The 18,944-nt window shown below is 58.1% G+C and carries 15 protein-coding genes; 7 read left to right on the top strand and 8 right to left on the bottom strand.

Annotation, left to right across the window (positions count from 1 at the left end; genetic code table 11):
- Positions 1–359: 359 nt before the first annotated feature.
- A complete protein-coding gene (locus RE432_RS03555) occupies positions 360–1,382 on the top strand; it encodes a LysR family transcriptional regulator (RefSeq protein ID WP_310931833.1) in 1,023 nt (340 codons plus the stop codon).
- A gap of 20 nt (positions 1,383–1,402) precedes the next feature.
- On the opposite strand, the gene RE432_RS03550 is transcribed toward RE432_RS03555, so the two are convergent.
- Positions 1,403–1,864 (bottom strand): Rid family hydrolase, encoded by a 462-nt coding sequence (locus RE432_RS03550; protein ID WP_310931832.1) that lies wholly within the window; start codon positions 1,862–1,864, stop codon positions 1,403–1,405.
- 344 nt (positions 1,865–2,208) lie between these two features.
- Between RE432_RS03550 and RE432_RS03545 the strand changes: the two genes are divergently transcribed.
- Positions 2,209–3,795: an MFS transporter gene (locus RE432_RS03545; RefSeq protein WP_310931831.1), complete on the top strand. Its 1,587-nt coding sequence runs from the start codon at positions 2,209–2,211 to the stop codon at positions 3,793–3,795.
- Positions 3,796–3,873: 78 nt separating this feature from the next.
- Here the strand turns inward: RE432_RS03545 and RE432_RS03540 are convergent, their stop codons facing one another.
- From RE432_RS03540 to RE432_RS03530, 3 genes are all read right to left on the bottom strand, one after another.
- Positions 3,874–4,458, bottom strand: coding sequence for an AraC family transcriptional regulator (locus RE432_RS03540; RefSeq protein WP_310931830.1), 585 nt, complete (start codon positions 4,456–4,458; stop codon positions 3,874–3,876).
- Positions 4,459–4,586: 128 nt separating this feature from the next.
- Positions 4,587–5,225, bottom strand: a complete 639-nt coding sequence (locus RE432_RS03535) for a response regulator (RefSeq protein WP_409079805.1) — start codon at positions 5,223–5,225, stop codon at positions 4,587–4,589.
- Positions 5,222–8,320 carry a two-component regulator propeller domain-containing protein gene (locus tag RE432_RS03530; RefSeq protein WP_310931828.1) on the bottom strand — a complete coding sequence of 1,033 codons (3,099 nt, stop codon included), beginning with the start codon at positions 8,318–8,320 and terminating at the stop codon, positions 5,222–5,224. Before RE432_RS03530 ends, RE432_RS03535 begins: the two co-directional genes overlap by 4 nt.
- Before the next feature lie 289 nt (positions 8,321–8,609).
- Here RE432_RS03530 and RE432_RS03525 point away from each other — a divergent pair, with 289 nt between their 5' ends.
- The 5 genes from RE432_RS03525 (at position 8,610) to RE432_RS03505 (ending at position 13,117) form a co-directional block, all read left to right on the top strand.
- On the top strand, positions 8,610–9,296 hold the full coding sequence (locus RE432_RS03525) for a hydrolase (protein ID WP_310931827.1): 687 nt from the start codon (positions 8,610–8,612) through the stop codon (positions 9,294–9,296).
- Between the two features lie 107 nt (positions 9,297–9,403).
- Entirely contained in the window at positions 9,404–9,664 is a 261-nt protein-coding gene (locus tag RE432_RS03520) for a XapX domain-containing protein (protein ID WP_310931826.1), read from the top strand.
- Between the two features lie 113 nt (positions 9,665–9,777).
- Positions 9,778–11,673 carry an amidohydrolase gene (locus RE432_RS03515; protein ID WP_310933015.1) on the top strand — a complete coding sequence of 632 codons (1,896 nt, stop codon included), beginning with the start codon at positions 9,778–9,780 and terminating at the stop codon, positions 11,671–11,673.
- Positions 11,674–11,689: 16 nt separating this feature from the next.
- A complete protein-coding gene (locus RE432_RS03510; protein ID WP_310931825.1) occupies positions 11,690–12,130 on the top strand; it encodes a DoxX family protein in 441 nt (146 codons plus the stop codon).
- Positions 12,131–12,223: 93 nt separating this feature from the next.
- Complete coding sequence (locus RE432_RS03505) at positions 12,224–13,117, top strand: pirin family protein (RefSeq protein ID WP_310931824.1); 894 nt, start codon at positions 12,224–12,226, stop codon at positions 13,115–13,117.
- Between the two features lie 73 nt (positions 13,118–13,190).
- Here the strand turns inward: RE432_RS03505 and RE432_RS03500 are convergent, their stop codons facing one another.
- The 4 genes from RE432_RS03500 to RE432_RS03485 all read right to left on the bottom strand — a co-directional run bounded on the left by RE432_RS03500 (position 13,191) and on the right by RE432_RS03485 (position 18,882).
- Positions 13,191–15,284 (bottom strand): acetate--CoA ligase family protein, encoded by a 2,094-nt coding sequence (locus RE432_RS03500; protein WP_310931823.1) that lies wholly within the window; start codon positions 15,282–15,284, stop codon positions 13,191–13,193.
- Between the two features lie 194 nt (positions 15,285–15,478).
- Positions 15,479–16,630 carry an acyl-CoA dehydrogenase family protein gene (locus RE432_RS03495; RefSeq protein WP_310931822.1) on the bottom strand — a complete coding sequence of 384 codons (1,152 nt, stop codon included), beginning with the start codon at positions 16,628–16,630 and terminating at the stop codon, positions 15,479–15,481.
- Positions 16,631–16,659: 29 nt separating this feature from the next.
- A complete protein-coding gene (locus RE432_RS03490) occupies positions 16,660–17,631 on the bottom strand; it encodes a tripartite tricarboxylate transporter substrate binding protein (protein WP_310931821.1) in 972 nt (323 codons plus the stop codon).
- Between the two features lie 84 nt (positions 17,632–17,715).
- The gene (locus RE432_RS03485) at positions 17,716–18,882 is read right to left on the bottom strand and encodes an acyl-CoA dehydrogenase family protein (RefSeq protein ID WP_310931820.1); all 1,167 of its coding nucleotides are present in this window, start codon (positions 18,880–18,882) and stop codon (positions 17,716–17,718) included.
- Positions 18,883–18,944 lie beyond the last annotated feature (62 nt).

The raw sequence follows: 18,944 nt of genomic DNA, 5'->3' as shown, positions 1-18,944 counted from the left end.
CTAAGTGTGTTTTGTCGCATGAATCTTCCATAACAGCAGATCTGTCCAATTAACAGAGGGCCGATCTTGAGATAGTGACAACGTCTTATGGCGTTGGCGTGATTGAGGCCATTAATAGCCGAAATGCTCTGGTTGACTATGCGTACACGATGGTACACAGAGCGCTGCAGCGAGCCGGGCACGGGCGGACGCTCTGCCCCGGTGGCTGCCTCTCTGTAATCATCAGGGCGCACACGGTTCGAGCCAGATCGAATCAAGCCATGTTCTGACTGATTCGATCGCTGCGCCCTGTAAAAATAAACACGACGAAGGGGAGGGGCGAACATGAAACTCTATACTTTCTCTCTGAAGTGGTCTTTATGAATGTCGGTCACAAACCATGCGGCGTGTCTGCGCCGCTAATGCGTGATGCAGATATGATGGTCCGCCATGGTGTACATGACCGTGCCAGGCGGGATCCGGGCGACCCAGCCGGCCAGCTTTCCTGGGATGATCTTCGTATCGTCAAGATACTCGGCGAATGCGGCAATCGCGCCGCTACGGCTACGAAGCTTGGCATCAATGTGTCCACCGTGTCGCGCCGAGTGGCTCAGCTTGAGCAGACGCTGGGGGTCGTCTTGTTCGATCGGCGCCGTTCCGGGCATCGGCTCACTGCCGAGGGATTGGAATTGCGAGCGCTCGCCGAGCGAGTCGAGCTCGATATCGTGAGTGTCGCCCGCCGGGTCACGCCCGCCATGCAGGGGGCGCTTGGCAAACTGCGCATCACCATGAGTGATTCATTGTTATTGAACTTCTTCACCCCTTTGATCGCAGACTTCAAAGCCGCCCATGCGGCGATAGTGGTTGAGGTTTTTGTCGGCAACGGTACCCTGAATCTTGCCCGGGACGAATCGGATATCGCGCTGAGGGCCACCAAGAATCCGCCAGAGAGCCTTGTCGGACGCAAGCTCGCGACGATCGCGTGGGCGCCATATGGACGCGCTGCAGATTTCCCTTATAAGATCCCTGCCCCGAACGCGCTCTACGATCAAGTGTGGGTGTCCTATACCGCGAGTTTGTCCAACCTCCAGGCAGCGTACTACGTCGAGAGCAGAGTCGCCGCGCGGAATATCTCGTACCGGTGCGATTCCGTAGCCGCCATAGGCGCGGCGGTCGCTGCGGGGCTTGGCCTGGGGTTTCTTCCTTGCATGCTGGGCGACAGCATGCCCGGGTTGAGGCGTGTCGGCCCCATCATGGCCGAGCTGAATGATGAGCTTTGGCTGCTCACCCATCCGGACATCAGAAAATCCCAGCGAGTCCGGGCTTTCATGAATTTTTGCGCGGATGCCGTTGCCAGGCAGAAGCCCTTGATCGAAGGGCACATGCCCCTCCTGGTTGCATAGCTCGCTGCCGGGAGGGGTTGTCAGGCGTTCGGCTTATCAAGTTCCGCCTTGCAGGCGATTTCGATAAGCAACGGAGGCTGAGCCAGCCTGGCCACACCTATCAGGTGGCTCGCGCATTGCGGCCGTTCGGTACCATAGGCTTGCTTGCGAACTTTGCCGGCTGCGGCGAACGCTGCATCCACATCCAGCACAAACAACGTTTCTTCCACTACGTCGTCAAGTGACGCGCCAAATCGCGCAAGCAATTTGGCAATGTTGTCGTAGGCGGTGCGCATCTGCGCTTCCATGGTGGAAAAATCGCTGGGCTTGCCTGTCTCGTCGAGTGCTGCCGCCGCCACAAGATTGCCGCTTTCGTCGTGGCTTAATTGGCCGGACACATAGATCGTGTTGCCCACCCGTAACGCCTGCGGATAGCCGTAAGCCTCTTCCCATGGCACGCCCCAATAGGTGGTTTTCCGGTCGCTTGAACGAGTCGTTGTCATTGCTCTCTCCTTGGGTAATGTGGGCCGCCTAGAGTTGGGCGGTCCCGATAGAGCCAAGGTATCACAGGCGAAAAGCGCCAAGAGAGGCATTCCTGCACTCGTATATAAGCAAAATTGCACACGCTGGAAATCTCTAAACCCCGCTACCGTACTGTCGGCGGAATGGTGCCAACCTGATGGGCGCTACAACTAAACAACGATGCATTGACCGCATGAATCTTCCAGAACAGTAAGCCTGTCCAATTAGTAGAGGGGCGTTTACGAGATAGTGATGTTGCAGTGATAGCAGCAGCGAATTTGCGGCGCTCTCGACCGAATCTATTTCCTGCTGAAAAGGAGCCGAAATGACCGCCATTGATATATCCTCCCCGGCGAAGGGCCCGCTCGGCTTCCCGGTCTTTCGGGCGCTGTGGATCGCCACGATTATCTCCAACGTCGGCACCTGGATGCATGATGTCGGTGCGGGGTGGCTGATGACCTCGTTGTCTCCCAGCCCGCTGCTGGTAGCGCTGGTGCAGGCCGCCACGACCCTGCCCATGTTCTTGCTGGCCCTGCCGGCCGGAGCGCTGGCCGACATCGTTGATCGCCGGAAGATGCTGCTGGCCGCGCAAGTCCTCGGCCTTACTGCCGCAGCAACTCTGGCCTTCCTGACGCTTCAGGGGTTGACCACCCCGTGGGTACTGCTCGCCGCCACCTTTATTCTCGGCTTGGCAGCGGCGCTTAGCGCGCCGGTGTTTCAGGCCATCGTCCCGGAGCTGGTAGACAAGGCTGCCTTACCCGATGCGGTGGCGCTCAACAGCCTGGGCGTCAACATCTCGCGTGCCATCGGCCCGGCGCTTGGCGGGGTGATTGTTGCGATAGCCGGCGTTCCAGCGGTCTTCGCGCTGAATGCCGTGTCGGTTGTTGCGGTACTGATTGTGCTTGTCACGTGGAAACGCCCCGAGACCCTACATCGTCTGCCGCCCGAACATTTTTTCGGCGCACTTCGGGCTGGCTATCGCTATGCGCGCCACTCGCCAGCGTTGCGGCTAGTGCTGATCCGCACCCTGGGCTTCTTTTTGTTCAGCAGTGCACTTTGGGCGATGCTGCCGCTGGTGGGCCGCCGTGAACTGGGACTGGATGCAGCGGGCTACGGCGGGCTTCTCGGCTGCATGGGCGCCGGCGCTGTTGTCGGGGCATTGTTACTGAAACAGCTGCGCCAGAAGGTAGCCTCAAACACAACCTCGATCGGGGCGACACTGCTGTTCGCGGCCGCAACCCTTGCGCTCGCGTTGGCGCACAATGCGTGGCTGGCGGGAGCAGTGATGTTCGTTGCCGGTCTCGCCTGGATCGGCATGCTGACCTCACTCAACGTCGCGGCGCAGATGGCCTCGCCTGGGTGGGTCAAGGCACGGGCGCTCGCAGTCTATCTGCTGGTGTTTCAAGGAGCCATGACGGGTGGCAGTATCCTGTGGGGAACCCTTGCCAGCAGCGCGGGCGTCAACGGTGCCTTGACCATCGCAGCCATCGGCCAGACGCTGGCGATTGTGCTGGCCTTGCGCTGGCGGCTGCCGAAAGACTCCACCACCGACCTGGCTCCTTCGAACCATTGGGCCGAGCCTGTTGTCGCGACCCCGCTTGCCAATGACCGCGGGCCCGTTCTGATCGAAATAGAGTATCGGGTCGCCCCGGAACGTCAGGAGGATTTCATTACAGCCCTTCGCGATTTTCGTGTGACGCGCCATCGCGACGGTGCGATCCGCTGGGACGTCTGGGAGGACGTCGCTGAGCCCGGGCGGGTGGTTGAGGAATTTGTCGTTGAAAGCTGGATCGAGCATCAGCGCCAGCATGCGAGAGTGACCCATAGCGATGCCTTGGATCAAGAACTGTTGAATGCCTTTCACATTGGCGGCCAGCCGCCTGTGGTCCGTCATCTGTTGCGGCCAATTTGACCGGGCACGGTCTAGGCTGACACGCTGTTTCGCACTGGCAAGCCGGTTCCGGGAAATGTGGCGTACACCGGCATCGGATTAAGCTGCCAATTCCTTGGCCCAAGCAGGGTGAACCGCTTGGTCCTCGTACAGCTCGAGCCTGCGCAGACGTCTCCAGGTTTGAGGGGGCATGCCAATTTCACGCCGAAATGTTCGGCTGAAATGGGATTGGTCGCAGAAACCGTGGCTCAAAGCGATTTCAGTGAGTGAGGAATCCGTGGTAAGCATGATCTGGCAAGCTGAATCGATGCGGCGGCTTGCCAGATAAGCCAGGGGGGGCATACCGAATGTATTTTTGAAAGCATGCGAAAAGTGGCTGACGCTCAGGCTCAGGACTGCGGCTAAGCGAGACGTACGAATCGGGGCATCAAGGTGAGCATCGATATAGTCCACTACGCGCTTGATTTGCCAGTTGGCGAGACAGCCAAAGCTGGTTTTCGGCAGCGTTTCGCCTTCCTGCAATATGTTCAAAGCGCGAGTCAGGTACAGGGACGTCAAGTTGAGGTCGCCGGACAGGGATGCCTGGGCATCTTTTATCAACAGGATGATGCTTTCGTGGCTTCCGTCGAAAATACGGCGTCGAGTCTGGTTGCCCGAGACGGTTATCGGAGTGCTGGCATGCATAGGTGTACTCCACTGTGGTCCCGTGCTTCGGGGACCCTGTTCATTTACAACATGCCAGTCATGTTAGGGCGCATGCTCTCTGCCCATAAGACTACATCGGGGGGAGAAGCACCCCCCTATAAGTGGGGTTATACGGTGACGATGCCGCGCTGAATGCCGATCGTGACCGCATGGGTGCGATTGAGCGCGCCCGTTTTCTCCATGATGCTTCGCAGGTGCCCTTTGACGGTGTCTTCGGAGATCGACAGTTCCGCTGCGATCTGCTTGTTTGGTTTGCCCATGGCCACGCACTGCAGGACTTCTATTTCCCTCGGCGTCAGTGATTCCTGGCTCAGGTGGTCGGCCAGCTCTGCTGCGATATCCGAGTGAATATATCGCTTGCCTGCTGCAATGGTGCGTATTGCACCCAGGAGCTCTTTACGTAGCGTGCTTTTCAACAGATATCCGTAGGCGCCCGCTTTGATTGCATGCAATGCCCGAACATCTCGTTGGTAGGTGGTCAGGACGGCAATGCGAGCGAGAGGAAACTCGGCACGAATGGCGTGTATCGCCTCGACGCCACCCATTCCGGGCATTTGCAAATCCATCAGGGTGACATCCGGCTGCAGTGCGCGAAACATCTGTAGGGCTTCGTACCCATTCGCAGCTTCGCCAGCCAGTACGATATCCGGCTGCGTACTGAGCGCGGCGGCAATCCCTTCACGCAACATGGGGTGATCATCAACGACCAGGACGCGGATTATTTCTTTCGTTGGCTGCATAGTCATGGTTCCGATCGGAATAATGCGCGCAGCCACGGGACCAGGCGGCGCTGCCCCTGCCGGTAGGCCGTCGAGGCGGGTACAGTCAACTCAACCACAGTGCCACTGTGGACTCCTCTCCGTATAGACAGCCGTCCCCCCATCTTTTGCGCACGCTCGAGCATCCCATGAAGTCCCCAGTGGCCGGGGCGCATATTAGGAGGTACGTACTGCAGATCGATACCGTTGCCATCATCGCTGACGATGAGTTGAAACGTTTGCCAGGTATAAGCCACCTTGATCTTCACATTCTTCGCATGTGCATGCTGGACAGTGTTCATGAGTGCTTCATGGCCGATACGATAACTCTCTTCTTCGACGATAGGGTGTAGCAGTCTAGGTGTGCCTTGATTGCTTAACGTGAAGTTTGTGGAGCTGATCTCCTGCAACCCACGGGTGAGGTCAGTGAGCGCAGTGATGAGACTCAGGCCAGAACGACTTACATCTCGTAATTCGCTCACTCGATTTCGAGCTTCTACCAATACGAGATCGGCGCGGCCGAGCGCATGTTCCATCTTGCCTCGCACCGGATCCGCAGGGGGAAGTGATTCAGCAACAGCTTGGAAGGTCAACGCTAGCCCTTGCACGCTTTGCAAAAGCGTGTCGTGCAGCTCGCGGGCGATTCGTTCGCGTTCCGCATGCCGCTCCTGAAGGCGGGCTCGGAGCTGCTCGGTTGCTCGTTGCATTTTAATCCGATGCAGCCTCCACAACGCAGCCGCCGCGGCGATACAGCACAGTAGAATGAATAGCGGGTCGCGGTAGAAAACGGGCCGAATGCTGAAGCGCAGCGACGCCTCGTCGGCGCTGAGCACGCCGTCAGGATTGGTCGCTCGAACGCGAAATCGGTAGCTCCCTGGACCCAAGTCGGTATAGATGGCTTTGCGCACTGCGGCGACCCGCTGCCAGTCCGTGTCGATTCCTTCCAGTTGATAGCGAAAATGCATGCCGTGATGGCCGGAGAGATTAAGTGCGGAATAGGCGATTTCAATACGCTTGGGTTGAGGTTCGAGCTGGGGCAATCTATTGACTGGAAGTTCTGTGCCGTCCACGGTGAATGACTCGATCAGTGGCTTGGCATTCGCGCGTTTCGGCGCGGGCTGTGCCGGGTCGATCCCGATTACGCCGTTGCTGGTGGCAAACCACAAGCGTCCGTCCGTGCTGCGCACCGCAGTGGGCAAGGGCAGCACTTGATGCGGGTCATTCGCCAGTCCGCCTATCGCCTCATGGCTGCGAAAGCTGATGTGGTGATCCGGATCCGCCATGGTGCGTTGAAGCTCGTGCGTGCTTATCTGGAAGATGCCGTTTTTACTATGTAACCAAAGATCATAGCTGCCATCGCCCCGCCGCATGTCGCTGGGCGTGGCGATGATGGCGTAGATATTGTCAAACAGGCCGTTGTCGGGCAGTCGCAGGCTCTGGAAGCGTTTTCCGTTGAACAGTGCCACGCCACGTTCGCCGCCAACCCATGTCTGCCCGTCCTGATGCAGCATCGCCGTGACATGACCGATTTGCAATCCTTCTTTTGCTCCCCAGTGCCTTTCCCCGCCATCGTCGTAAGTGACAATCAAGTTGTTACGGTATCCGAACCAAAGCTGGCCCTGCTGTGTTGTGCTGGCTGAGACGGGCATCAACTGGCTGGGGTCATTATTGGGAGGGGCTGCCTTGGACCAACGCCCATTACGGAGCACGAAGAGGCCAGCACGGTTGATCGACACCCACAAGTTGCCGGCCCGGTCCAGAGTCATTGCACGGACGGCGGAATCGGGCTCGTCGTCGATAGGCAAGGAGGCCACACGCTCTGTTTTGTCGTTCTGTACGCGCCAGATGCCGTTAGTCCCGGCCAGCCAGACCTTACCTTCCGGGTCACTGAAAGCGCTATGGATCGGTGCCGGCACATCCAGGTGGACAAGTCCCAATTTGCTCAGGCGCATGACCGGCAGGTTACTCGTAGCCGCCAAGACGCTGCCGTCAGCCCCGGCGGCCAAGGCAAAGTTCAGGGCATGCTTTGGGAAGGGGGCCTGGACTATGTCGCTGGGACGGAAACGATCAAGCCCGGCACTGGTGCCCACCCAAATATTACCTTCCGCATCCTCGAGCATCGAGCGCACCGTCTCGGCGCTCAATCCGTCCTGGACCGAGTATTCCTTCGCCTTACCGAGTGCTGCGTGCAAGTCGTCATCGGAAGGCGCCATATAACGTATGCCACTGCTGCTGGTGCTCACCCATAAGGCACCATTGCTGTCGAATAACAGTCCGTTGGCACCGTCAACGACAGTCCTCAGGGTCACTGTCGCTTTGTCCTTCAGAACGAAACGCCGCAGCACCCCGCCGTATCGTTCTGCCAACCAGATTGAACCGTCGGGCGCCTGTGTGATCTGGCTGACGCGATCAACCGCGATGCCTGCATCGATGAACTTCCGGGCTCCGGACGGCAGGTAAAACAGCCGTTCTTCATTGGCCGCCCATAGCGTGCCAATGCGGTCGAGAAACACCGCGTGGGCATGTTGTCCAGGAAAATTCCAGTTGGAACCGATGCGTTGCCACGTTTCGCCGTCGAAACGCGCCAACCCATCATTGGCAGCAATCCAGACGGCGTCGTTGCGATCTTTGGCGATGCCGTAGACGACTCCGCGTGGCAGTCCATCGTTCGCCGAATAGTTCGTTATGCCCGCTTCGGTGATGAAGCTCACCCCCCCTTTGCGCAAACCCACCCAAAGACCATCGTCTTCTGCCTGGAGTGCGGAAACGATGCCCAGCGTCTGGTTGTCGGGCGATGTGTAGCGCACGAAACGCAAGCCATCGAAGCGGTAAAGCGTATCGTTGGTGCCAAGCCAGAGGTAGCCGTCACGCGTCTGTGCCATTGCCCCGATCTGGTTCGGGGCTTCGTCGGCAAGCGTCCAACGCCGGTGCTCGCGCTCGTCCAACTGAGACGCTGACGCCAGGAGCGTCTCACTGAATGACAGCAGGAAAATCGACACACTGCACATCCCCAAGGCCATCGGCACACGCCATAGCCGTTCTAGAACCCGTAATGGCCCGTTCATTGAGTAAGTGCTCGACATTCTTATCACGTCCTGAGTCTGAAGCTTATTGCGAAGTGATGGAGGGTCGTGTCGGAGAATTTCTCTGGTCAAGAATACATTGACCGCATGAATCTTCCATAACAGCAAATCGGTCCAATTAAGAGATGGCCAATCTTGAGATAGTCATATTGCCTTACGGCAATAGGTGAATAAGGCCATTAAAGGCCGATAACCGCTCGGGCGTCCGCCCCAGGTACCGCCATGGTCAATCGGGTGTCGCTGCCATGAGGGCGGTAATTGTACAAGCATACTCTATAGGACTTTTAACATGACCAATCCGAAACTCGAAGTACTGACGCCAGAAAATTGTCAGGTCATTTTCATCGATCAGCAACCGCAAATGGCCTTTGGGGTGCAAAGCATTGATCGACAAACGTTGAAGAACAACGTGGTTGGACTGGCTAAAGCTGCAAAGGTTTTCTCGATTCCGACCACTATCACCACCGTCGAATCGGATAGTTTCTCTGGCTATAGCTACCCTGAACTGCTGTCGGTCTTCCCCGAGGCGCCTATTCTTGAGCGCACCTCGATGAACTCTTGGGACGATCAGAAAGTGCGCGACGCGCTCAAGAAAAATGGCCGCAAGAAAGTGGTCGTATCCGGTTTGTGGACTGAAGTCTGCAACAACACCTTCGCGCTGTCGGCCATGCTGGAAGGAGGCTACGAGATCTACATGGTAGAAGATGCGTCGGGTGGCACAAGCCAAGCGGCCCACGACTACTCCATGCAGCGCATGATTCAGGCTGGCGTCGTGCCCGTTACCTGGCTGCAAGTCCTGCTCGAGTGGCAACGCGACTGGAAGAACAAGACAACTTACGACGCAGTCATGGAGCTGGTCAAAGAGCACGCCGGCGCCTATGGCATGGGGGTTGACTATGCATACACGATGGTGCACAAAGCGCCGCAGCGAACCGAACACGGGCCGACGCTTGCTCCGGTGGCTGCCTCTCTGTAACCAGCAGGGCGCACACGGTATTCGAACCGGATCGAATCAAGCCATGTCCTGACTGATTCGATCGTTGCACCCTTTGCAAATAAACACGACCCAGGGAAGGAGCGAACATGAAGCTTTATATCTTTTCTATAGGCGCCGGCGTATTGGTGGGTGTTATCTATAGCCTGCTTAGTGTGCGCTCGCCAGCCCCGCCGCTGGTCGCACTGCTAGGCTTGCTCGGCATGTTGATCGGTGAGCAGCTTATTCCGGTGAGCAAGCATATCTTGGACGGGACGGCCTTCACCACTGCCTGCGCGAAAACGCAAGCGACTGAGCATGTGCTAGGACAACTGCCGGGAAGGCATCGGATAAGCAAGGACACGGTATGAGCAGCCGCCGGAGTGTCCTTGGCGTTGCTACTTCGCTTGCATCCGCCGCTGCACTTAATAGCATGATGGGGCGCAAGAGCGTCGCAGCAGTCATTCGTAAAGGAGATTCTCTAGTGGCTGATTCCATTCCAGATATTGTTTTCCATAATGGCCGGATCACGACACTTGATCGGGGCAACCCTGCCGCTACAGCGGTCGCCATCAAAGACGGAAAGTTTCTGGCGGTCGGTTCGGATAGTGACATGCTCGCCCTGGCCACCCCGGCAACCCGGGCCATTGATTTGCTGGGCAGGCAAGTACTTCCCGGCCTATATGACAATCATACCCATGTGGTTCGGGGCGGTCTGAACTACAACCTGGAGTTGCGCTGGGATGGCGTGCGTTCATTGGCCGATGCGCTGGACATGCTGCGCCGCCAGGTCGCTATCACGCCTGCACCGCAGTGGGTCCGTGTGGTGGGGGGATTCACCGAACATCAGTTCGCCGAAAAACGCTTGCCGACGATCGACGAAATAAATGCTATTGCGCCTGACACGCCGGTTTTTCTTCTGCACCTTTACGACCGGGCGTTGCTGAACGGTGCTGCGCTACGGGCGGTCGGCTATACCAAAGATACGCCGCAGCCTCCGGGCGGGGAAATTACGCGCGATGCGAATGGCAATCCGACTGGCTTGCTGCTGGCCAAGCCCAACGCGATGATTCTTTACTCCACTTTGGCTAAAGGCCCTAAGCTGCCTTTTGACTATCAGGTCAATTCAACGCGTCACTTCATGCGTGAACTCAATCGTTTGGGTGTCACAGGTCTGATTGATGCGGGGGGCGGTTTTCAGAACTATCCGGAAGATTATGCCGTTATCCAGAAACTGGCAGATGAAGGCCAGATGACGGTGCGCCTGGCCTATAACCTTTTCACGCAAAAACCCAAGGAGGAGAAGGAAGACTTCCTGAACTGGACGAGCAGCGTAAAGTACAAACAAGGGACGGACTACTTTCGTCACAATGGCGCCGGCGAGATGCTGGTGTTCTCTGCTGCTGATTTTGAGGATTTTCGCCAGCCGCGGCCAGATATGCCGCCCGAAATGGAAGGCGAGCTGGAAGAGGTAGTCCGCATTCTGGCGCAAAACAACTGGCCCTGGCGCCTGCATGCCACGTATGACGAGACCATATCGCGGGCGCTGGATGTGTTCGAGAAGGTCAATCAAGATATCCCGCTGCGAGGCATCAACTGGTTCTTCGATCACGCCGAAACAATATCCGACAAGTCGATTGATCGCGTAGCCGAGTTGGGTGGTGGCATTGCGGTACAGCATCGCATGGCGTACCAAGGCGAATACTTTGTTGAGCGCTACGGTGCCAAAGCCGCCGAAGCGACCCCTCCGATTGCCAAGATACTGGACAGAGGCGTAAAGGTTTCCGCTGGAACGGATGCCACGCGTGTAGCGTCTTATAACCCCTGGGTATCGCTTTCCTGGATGATCACGGGGAAAACGGTGGGTGGCATGCGCTTGTATCCCCAGCATAATCTTCTCGATCGGGAAACGGCGCTGAGAATGTGGACGGAGAATGTTGCCTGGTTCTCCAATGAGGAGAACAAGCGAGGGCGCATCCAGGCAGGCCAGTTCGCTGACTTCATCGTTCCCAGTAAAGACTATTTTGGGGTGCCGGAAGACGAGATTTCGTTTCTTACCTCGCACTTGACCGTGGTGGGCGGACGCATTGTTTATGGTGAGGAGCAATTTCTTTCGCTGGATGATAATCCAGTGCCGCCCGCCATGCCGGATTGGTCGCCCACGCGCCTGTTCAAAGGCTATGGGGCTTGGGGCGAACCGGAGGGCGCAGGCAAGAACTCCCTTCAACCGCTCCGATATAAGGCTATTGCCTCGTGCGGCTGCGCTAGCGCATGTGGGTTGCATGGCCATGACCATGCACGGGCCTGGGCGTCAAAGGTGCCTGCCTCTGACCTAAACGGCTTCTTTGGTGCGTTGGGCTGCTCTTGCTGGGCTGTTTAAGGAGCCGCCGATGTCTATGAACAACACGCTTGCTAATAGATTGGCCGCAACGGCGCGGCTAGTCTTCGGAAGTAGAACCGTCCGCTTTATTGCGTACCTGGGATTATGCGCGGCATATTTGCAGGGTGGCTTGGTCAAGCTCACGGATTTTCCTGGTGCCATCGCAGAAATGAATCACTTTGGGCTGACGCCGGCATCGCTGTTTGCTGTGCTGGTGATCGCACTGGAACTGGGTGCGTCGGCGATGATACTGACAGGCCGTCTGCGCTGGCTGGGAGCCTTGGGGTTAGCGGGTTTCACATTGCTTGCCACGGGCATCGCCTTGCGTTACTGGGAGCTACCTATAGGACACGAACGTTTCATGGCTGCGAATGCATTCTTTGAGCACCTTGGCTTGGTCGGTGGCTTCCTTCTCGTGGCATGGCTGGATTTCCAGGAAAACGAGTATGACGGGTAAGCGCTCCGTTCTCTATGGGATCTCGCTTGGAGCAGTCGGCGTTTTATTTGTTGCAAGGAATTTTTCAGCGGTTGGCCTGACGGGAGACACGGCATGATTGAAATGGTTATCGAGCAGCGGCGTCGCGATCTTGGCGGCGGCTTCGAAGTCGGCCGCGTTTTGCCGATCGCAAAGCAACGCATGGTGGGGCCTTTTATTTTCTTCGACCACATGGGTCCGCTTGATCTCGCACCTGGTATTGACCAGAGCCTTGATGTTCGCGCTCATCCGCATATCGGACTTGCAACGGTGACCTATCTGTTTTCTGGCGAAGTAATGCATCGCGATAGCCTTGGCTACGAGCAGGCGATCCGGCCACAGGAAGTGAACTGGATGACTGCGGGCAGCGGCATCACGCATAGCGAACGGTTCGAGCGAGCGCGGATGCAAGGCGATCACCTGCACGGCATCCAAGCCTGGGTCGCGCTGCCGACCGAGTTGGAAGAAATCGCCCCGTCCTTTTCGCATCGTTCGGGGAGTGAGCTACCGAAATGGAACGAGGATGGCGTAAACGGACAGCTTATCGCCGGTAGTGCCTATGGCCTGACAGCCGGTGTCGAAACGTATTCTCCGCTGTTCTATGCCCATCTCGATATGATGCCGGGCGCGACTGCCGAGATACCAAGTGGACACCGGGAGCGTGCGATATACATCGCCAGCGGTGCGGTAGAGCTGGATGGTACGCGCTACGAGCGTGGCAGGATGCTTGTGCTCGGCGCGAACGCCTCGAGCGTGCGGGCCTTGGAACGCGCTGCGGTGATGGTTCTTGGCGGCGAGCCCGTCGGAGAGCGCTTCCTTTATTGGAACTTCGTGTCCTCCTCGAAGGATAGGCTCGCGCAGGCGGCATCTGACTGGAAGGCGGGAAGGATGAAGCTGCCGGACGCCGACGATGCAGAGTTCATTCCGCTGCCGGACGAGCCGAAGCCGCCCGCGCCAGCCATGTCATGAGCTTGCATACGTTGGAAGCTTCATTTGAATCAATGCGGTGTCCCGGAATGTGCATGATGCCGGCGGTCATTCGTCAGCCCTTCAGTACAACCAACGCGTCAAGCGCCATGGCGCCCTGGCCGTCAGGCAAGACGACAAATGGATTCACATCGATGGACGAGAGCCTGTCGCGCAAAGTATGGGCCAGATGAGAAAGCGAAGAAAGCGCTTGGGCGATCGCGTCGATGTCCATTGGGCCCTGGCCGCGCGCACCCTGTAGGAGTGCCAGCGCGCGCGTTTCTTCTATCATGCTTCGTGCTTCTGCCTTGTCGAAGGGCGCCAGGCGAAAGCTTACGTCCTTGAGCACTTCCACGAATATTCCGCCCAGGCCGAACATGACCACCGGGCCGAAAACCGGGTCGACAAGCACGCCCAGAATGCACTCCGAACCGCCTTTCACCATGGGCGCAAGTAGAACGCCTTCGATGCGGGCGTCAGGCGCATGCCGGGTGACATTCGACAGGATTGTCTCGTACGCTTGCGCCGCCGCGTCGGCGCCGTTGATGTTGAGCAGGACTCCGCCAGCATCGCTTTTGTGCAGGATATCGGACGAAAGCACCTTCAAGGCAAGAGGGCGGCCGATTTTCCCGGCCAGGGCTGATGCCTGTGCTTTGGAATGGGCGACGTCGATGGATACAACCGGAATGCCCGCTCCTGACAGCACCTGAAGGGATTGGGCTTCATTCAGCGCCCCGCCCCCGGCGGGGATCTCAACATTGACTGTGTGAGGCGTGGGCGCATTGGCCAAGCGGCGAACGCGCGTGGCTGCGATGGTCCGGATGGCGGTGCTGGGATCAGAGAAGACCATTGCGCCGCGCCGCTCGAGTTCAGCTCGTTTGTCGTCCGGCAACAGGGTGCATATCGCAAGCGGGCGCGCTTGTGGATGTCCACGTGCCATGTCTGCCAGTTCACACATGTGGGGCCAGAGCGTGTCAGACGAGCCCGCCGCGGCAAGAAACACCGTCAATGCGCCGTACTGTTGCGTATCGAGCATGCTGGACACGGTATCGCGCAGTATGGTTGGATCGGTAAGGGCCTGGCCGGTGACGTCGACGGGGTTGCCGGCGCTGGCGAATGTGATGCGTTCGAGCAGTTTGCGCTGATCGTCTTTGGGCAAGGCGGGCAACGAGAGCTCGTGATCGTCCGCCTCATCAGCCATCAGGGCGCCCACCCCACCTGAAACGGAAACGATTCCCACGCTGGCCTGTGATGGACGTTGCTCCCAAACACTTAAGGCATGGCCGATGTTGAAGAAGTCATCAATCGTTCGGGCACGGATCACGCCGTACTGTTTGAATAGCGCGTCATAGACAGCATCGTCGCCCGCAAGTGCGGCGGTATGTGAAGCGGCCGCGCGCGCGCCGGAAGCCGTACGTCCGATCTTCGTCATGATGACGGGCTTGCCTGCCTGGGCGGCTGCGGCGAGTGCGCGTTTCAGCTTGTCGCCGTCTTTGCAACCTTCCATGTAAGCCATGATGATCCGGGTGGCCGGGTCTTCGACCAGCCAAGCGATGCAGTCCGCGACGGTGACATCGCTTTCATTGCCGGTGCTCGCCCAGAACGAGAGCCCTACTCCGCGCTGCCGCGCCATGCTGTATGCGTAGGCGCCGAAGGCCCCGCTTTGACTGACCATGCCCACGTGTCCGGGCAAGGCTTCGCTCTGGAGCGCTGCGGGGGTGAACGTGGCATACACGCGTTTTCGCATATTGATGAACCCCAGGCAGTTGGGACCCAACAGTCGTATACCCCGCTCAGCGGCAATGCGTTCAAGCCGTGATTGCTCGGCACGCCCGTCGTCACCGGTTTCCGCGAACCCTGATGTCAGCAGGACCGCAGCCTTCACCTGGCCCGGCCGCGCATCCTCAAGTGCATTGCAAACATGTTGTGCGGGCACCGCCAGGATGGCCAGGTCAATATCCTGTTCGATCTTTCCCAATGAGTCGTGGCATATCAGCCCCTGCACTTCACCGACCCTTGGATTGACAGGCAGGATGCGCCCCTCAAAGCCATATTGCTTCAAGAGCTGTATGGGTACCGCGCCCACCTTCCCAAGGGTATCGGATGCGCCGACAACAGCGATGCTGTCCGGCGAGAACAGTGTTTGCAGTGATGGAGAGAATGAAGTCATAACCGTATTTTTGGTAAGTCAAATTTGAGCGGCAATGCGCCCGTATGCTGGCGATTCAGGATGGAAGCCAGGTGTTCCTCGATGTTCTCAAGTCCAATCATCCTTGTCGTTGAGGCCAGCGTAGACAATGCAAATAAGGCCATCGCCTGCATGGCGCCGAAAGGCCTTGAAAGGAGGAGCGCGATAAGGCGATGTCATGGGGAAATATTCCTGTCCAGGATACGGCGGGCGAGTGCGCTTCGATGCACTTCGTTTGCGCCGTCGTAGATACGAAATGGCCGCATTTCACGCCAGATCGCCGAGATGGCTGCATCTTCCGAAATGCCCAGGGCGCCGCACATTTGCATGGCCCGGTCGGCGACCCGGCCGACGGCTTCAGAAACAAATACTTTGGCCATGCTGGAGTGGTGTTTCACGGATTTCCCTTCATCCATGAGCGCGGCGCAGTGCAGTGTAAGGAGCCGGCTGGCATGAAGATCGATATGGGAGTCGGCCACCATGGCTTGCACTTGTTGCTGTTCTGCCAGGCGGGCGCCAAACGAAACGCGCTCGTTGACATAACCCTGTGCAATGTCCATGGCGCGTCGTGCCCGCCCGATAAACCGCATGCAGTGAGACAAGCGCGCCGGCTCCAGCCGTAACTGGATGTGCGCCAAGCCTTTGCCCACGACACCTAGAACGGCATCGTCAGCGAGTTCACAGTCTTCAAGAAGGATCTCGGCATGTCCGCCGATCTGATACCCGGTCACCATGGGGATGTCGCGTACGACGCGGTAGCCTGGCGTGGCCGTCTCAAAGACAAATAGCGTCACGCCTTCTTCAGTTCGGGCCGGCACGATAGCGATATCTGCCTTGATGCCGCCACTGATAAATTTCTTGTGCCCATTCAGCACCCATTTGCCGTGTTTGCGACGTGCCGTAGTCTGAAGCATGGAAGGATCGGACCCAGCCCCCGGTGCAGGTTCCGTCATGGCAAAGCAAGCGCGTTTCTCGCTCCGAGCGATGGGCTCCAGGAACTGTGCGCGCTGTGCGGGGCTTGCCAATAGATCGAGCAGCAGCGCGTTGGGTTGATCCGGCGGGGCGCAGTTCAATGCGATGGGGCCCAGCAGGCTGCGTGCGGACTCTTCGAAAAGCTCGGCGCAGGCAAGCCAGGGTAGTGCCAGCCCGCCATACTCACGGGGTAGCTGGGGGCCATAAATGCCTGCTTCCCTGGCTTGCCGGCGTAGTGTTCTGGCGATGTCATCCAGGGCATCCACATCCCGCTCGATGTCCAGGCTTTCGAGTGGGATGGCGACGTCGTCGATGAATCTCCGTACGCGCTCTTTCAGTTCCTTTAGTGTGCGCATGATGAACGGGTCTCCTGTGCGACTTATGCTTATTGCAAAGTTGTATTGGTTTGCTTGATCAGGTCTGCCCACCAAGCGGTCTCGTTGCGGATTTGTTCGCCAAATGCTTCAGGTGTGTTGCCTTCGGGTTCTGCGCCCAGTTGGGTCAGGCGTTCCTGAATGTCGGGTTGATTCAGCACCTCTACGCATGCTGCATGAAGTTTTTGAATAATCTCGGGTGGTGTGTCCTTGGGCGCCATCAGCCCCTTCCAGGCCATGACAACGTAATCATCGACGCCCGCTTCCTCGAACGTAGGAAGCTCGGGTACGGCCTCTGCCCGCGATGCACTGGGCAGGGCGAGCGCGCGAAGCTGGCCGGATTTCACATGGGGCAGCAGGGGCGGCATGTTGTCTATCATCGCGTTGATGCGGTTGGCAAGCAGATCGGTAATCGCGGGGCCTGTTCCTTTATAAGGCACATGCAGCATGTCTATGCCCGCCTTCTGGTTCAACAGTTGGCCGGCAAGGTGTCCGGGCGTGCCTGTGCCGGGTGAGCCGTAGCTGATCGTGCCAGGATGCTTCTTGGCATATGCGATGAATTCCTGCAAGGTGTTGGCGGGCACCTCTGGGTTCACCACCATCATGTTATGTTCCCGCGTCAGGGCAGTGATGGGCGCCAGGTCCTTGATGGGGCTGAAGGACATGTCTTTGTACAGGCTGGGGTTGATGACGGTGGGGCCCGCGGCGGCAAGCAACAAGGTATAGCCGTCTGGTTTAGCTTGGGCCACGGCTGCGCCGCCAATGTTTCCCGCGGCGCCGACCTTGTTTTCCACGACAACCGTCTGGCCCAGGATGGGTTGCAGGGCTTTGGCGAGCAAGCGCCCCAGGATGTCTGTGGATCCTCCGGGCGAAAACGGCACGATCAGTTTGATGGGATGTTCGGGATAGGCGGCATGCGCCGTCAGGGGCGCAGCCAGGCTGGCTGTTGCGATCAGGGAGGACGCAATAATCTGTTTGAACATGGTGTGTCTCCTGTGTTGTGAGTGAAGGCGTGTGATGCACGATTGATGTGCATAGCGCCGATCTGCTTCTTATGGGTGAGAGCGTTACTTTCCTACGCTATAGCCAGCCTGCTTCAGACTGTGCTTGGCAATCGTGAGTTGGTGTATTTGGCTGGTGCCTTCGTACAGCCGGAACAGACGTACGTCGCGATAGAACCTTTCCATGCCGTAGTCGGCGATGTAGCCATAGCCGCCAAGCATCTGTATGCACCGATCGGCCACTCGGCCGCACATTTCCGATGAAAAGTACTTGCAGATAGAGGCGTTCATGGTGACGTCTTCGCCGCTGTCCCGCTGACGCGCGGTTTGCAGCACGAGCGCTTTTGCTGCCTGGATTTCGGTCTGGCATTCGGCAATCATGGCCTGTACCAATTGGAAGTTCATGAGTGACTGGCCAAATTGCTGCCGAGTCGCGACGAAGGCCATGGCATCGTTCAGCATGCGTATGGCGGGGCCTATGCACAGCGCAGCAAGGTGTATCCGTTGCTTGTTCAGAACTTTCATGGCTGTCTTGAAGCCGCGGCCTTCGGTGCCGCCGATGATGTTAGCGGCGGGCACGCGGCAATTGTCGAAATGCACCTCGGATACCGGGGAGCCGGCCTGGCCCATTTTGTCGTATGGCTTTCCAGTTGACAGGCCGGCAACGCCTCGCTCGACAATGAAAGCGGAAATGCCGTTTGCGCTCTTGTCGTCCGGGTTGGTGCGGGCCAGGACGGTAAAGAGATCTGCGATGGGGGCGTTGGTAATGAAGCACTTTGTGCCATTCAAAACGAAATGATCGCCGTCCCTGCGTGCACTTGTCTTTAACGCCGTGGCATCCGAGCCCGCCTCCGGTTCGGTCAGTGCAAAAGACCCCGTCTTTTTCCCCGACGCCAAGTCGGGCAGATAACGTTGCTTCTGTTCATCCGTGCCGTCCGCGACCAAGCCTTCCGATCCAATGCCGGTATTGGTTCCGACACGCGCGCGGAAAGCGACCGAGCATTGCGACAGCTCCATGGCCGCCAGGACAAGTTCTTCCGTCGTCATGCCCAAACCCCCGTACTGTTCAGGAATCGAGTAGCCGAACATGTGCTGCCTGGCCATTTCCTGCACCAGCTCGTCAGGCACTTCATCTTCCTTCGCCACGCGTTCTTCATGGGGAACGAGCCGCTCGCGTACAAATGAGCGCAGGGTATCGAGAAACAGATAAAAGCTTTCTTGGTCTCGGATCATGATGGGTCCTTGGGGGCAGAGGAATGGCTAAGCGGCCGTGTCTTCGTGTCTTGGCGCAACCA

It is taken from the genome of Pusillimonas sp. SM2304 (assembly GCF_031628915.1).
Lineage (GTDB): Bacteria > Pseudomonadota > Gammaproteobacteria > Burkholderiales > Burkholderiaceae_B > Pusillimonas_C.
Note: the sequence above shows the minus strand (reverse complement) of the source record. Positions and strands in the feature narration are given on the sequence as shown.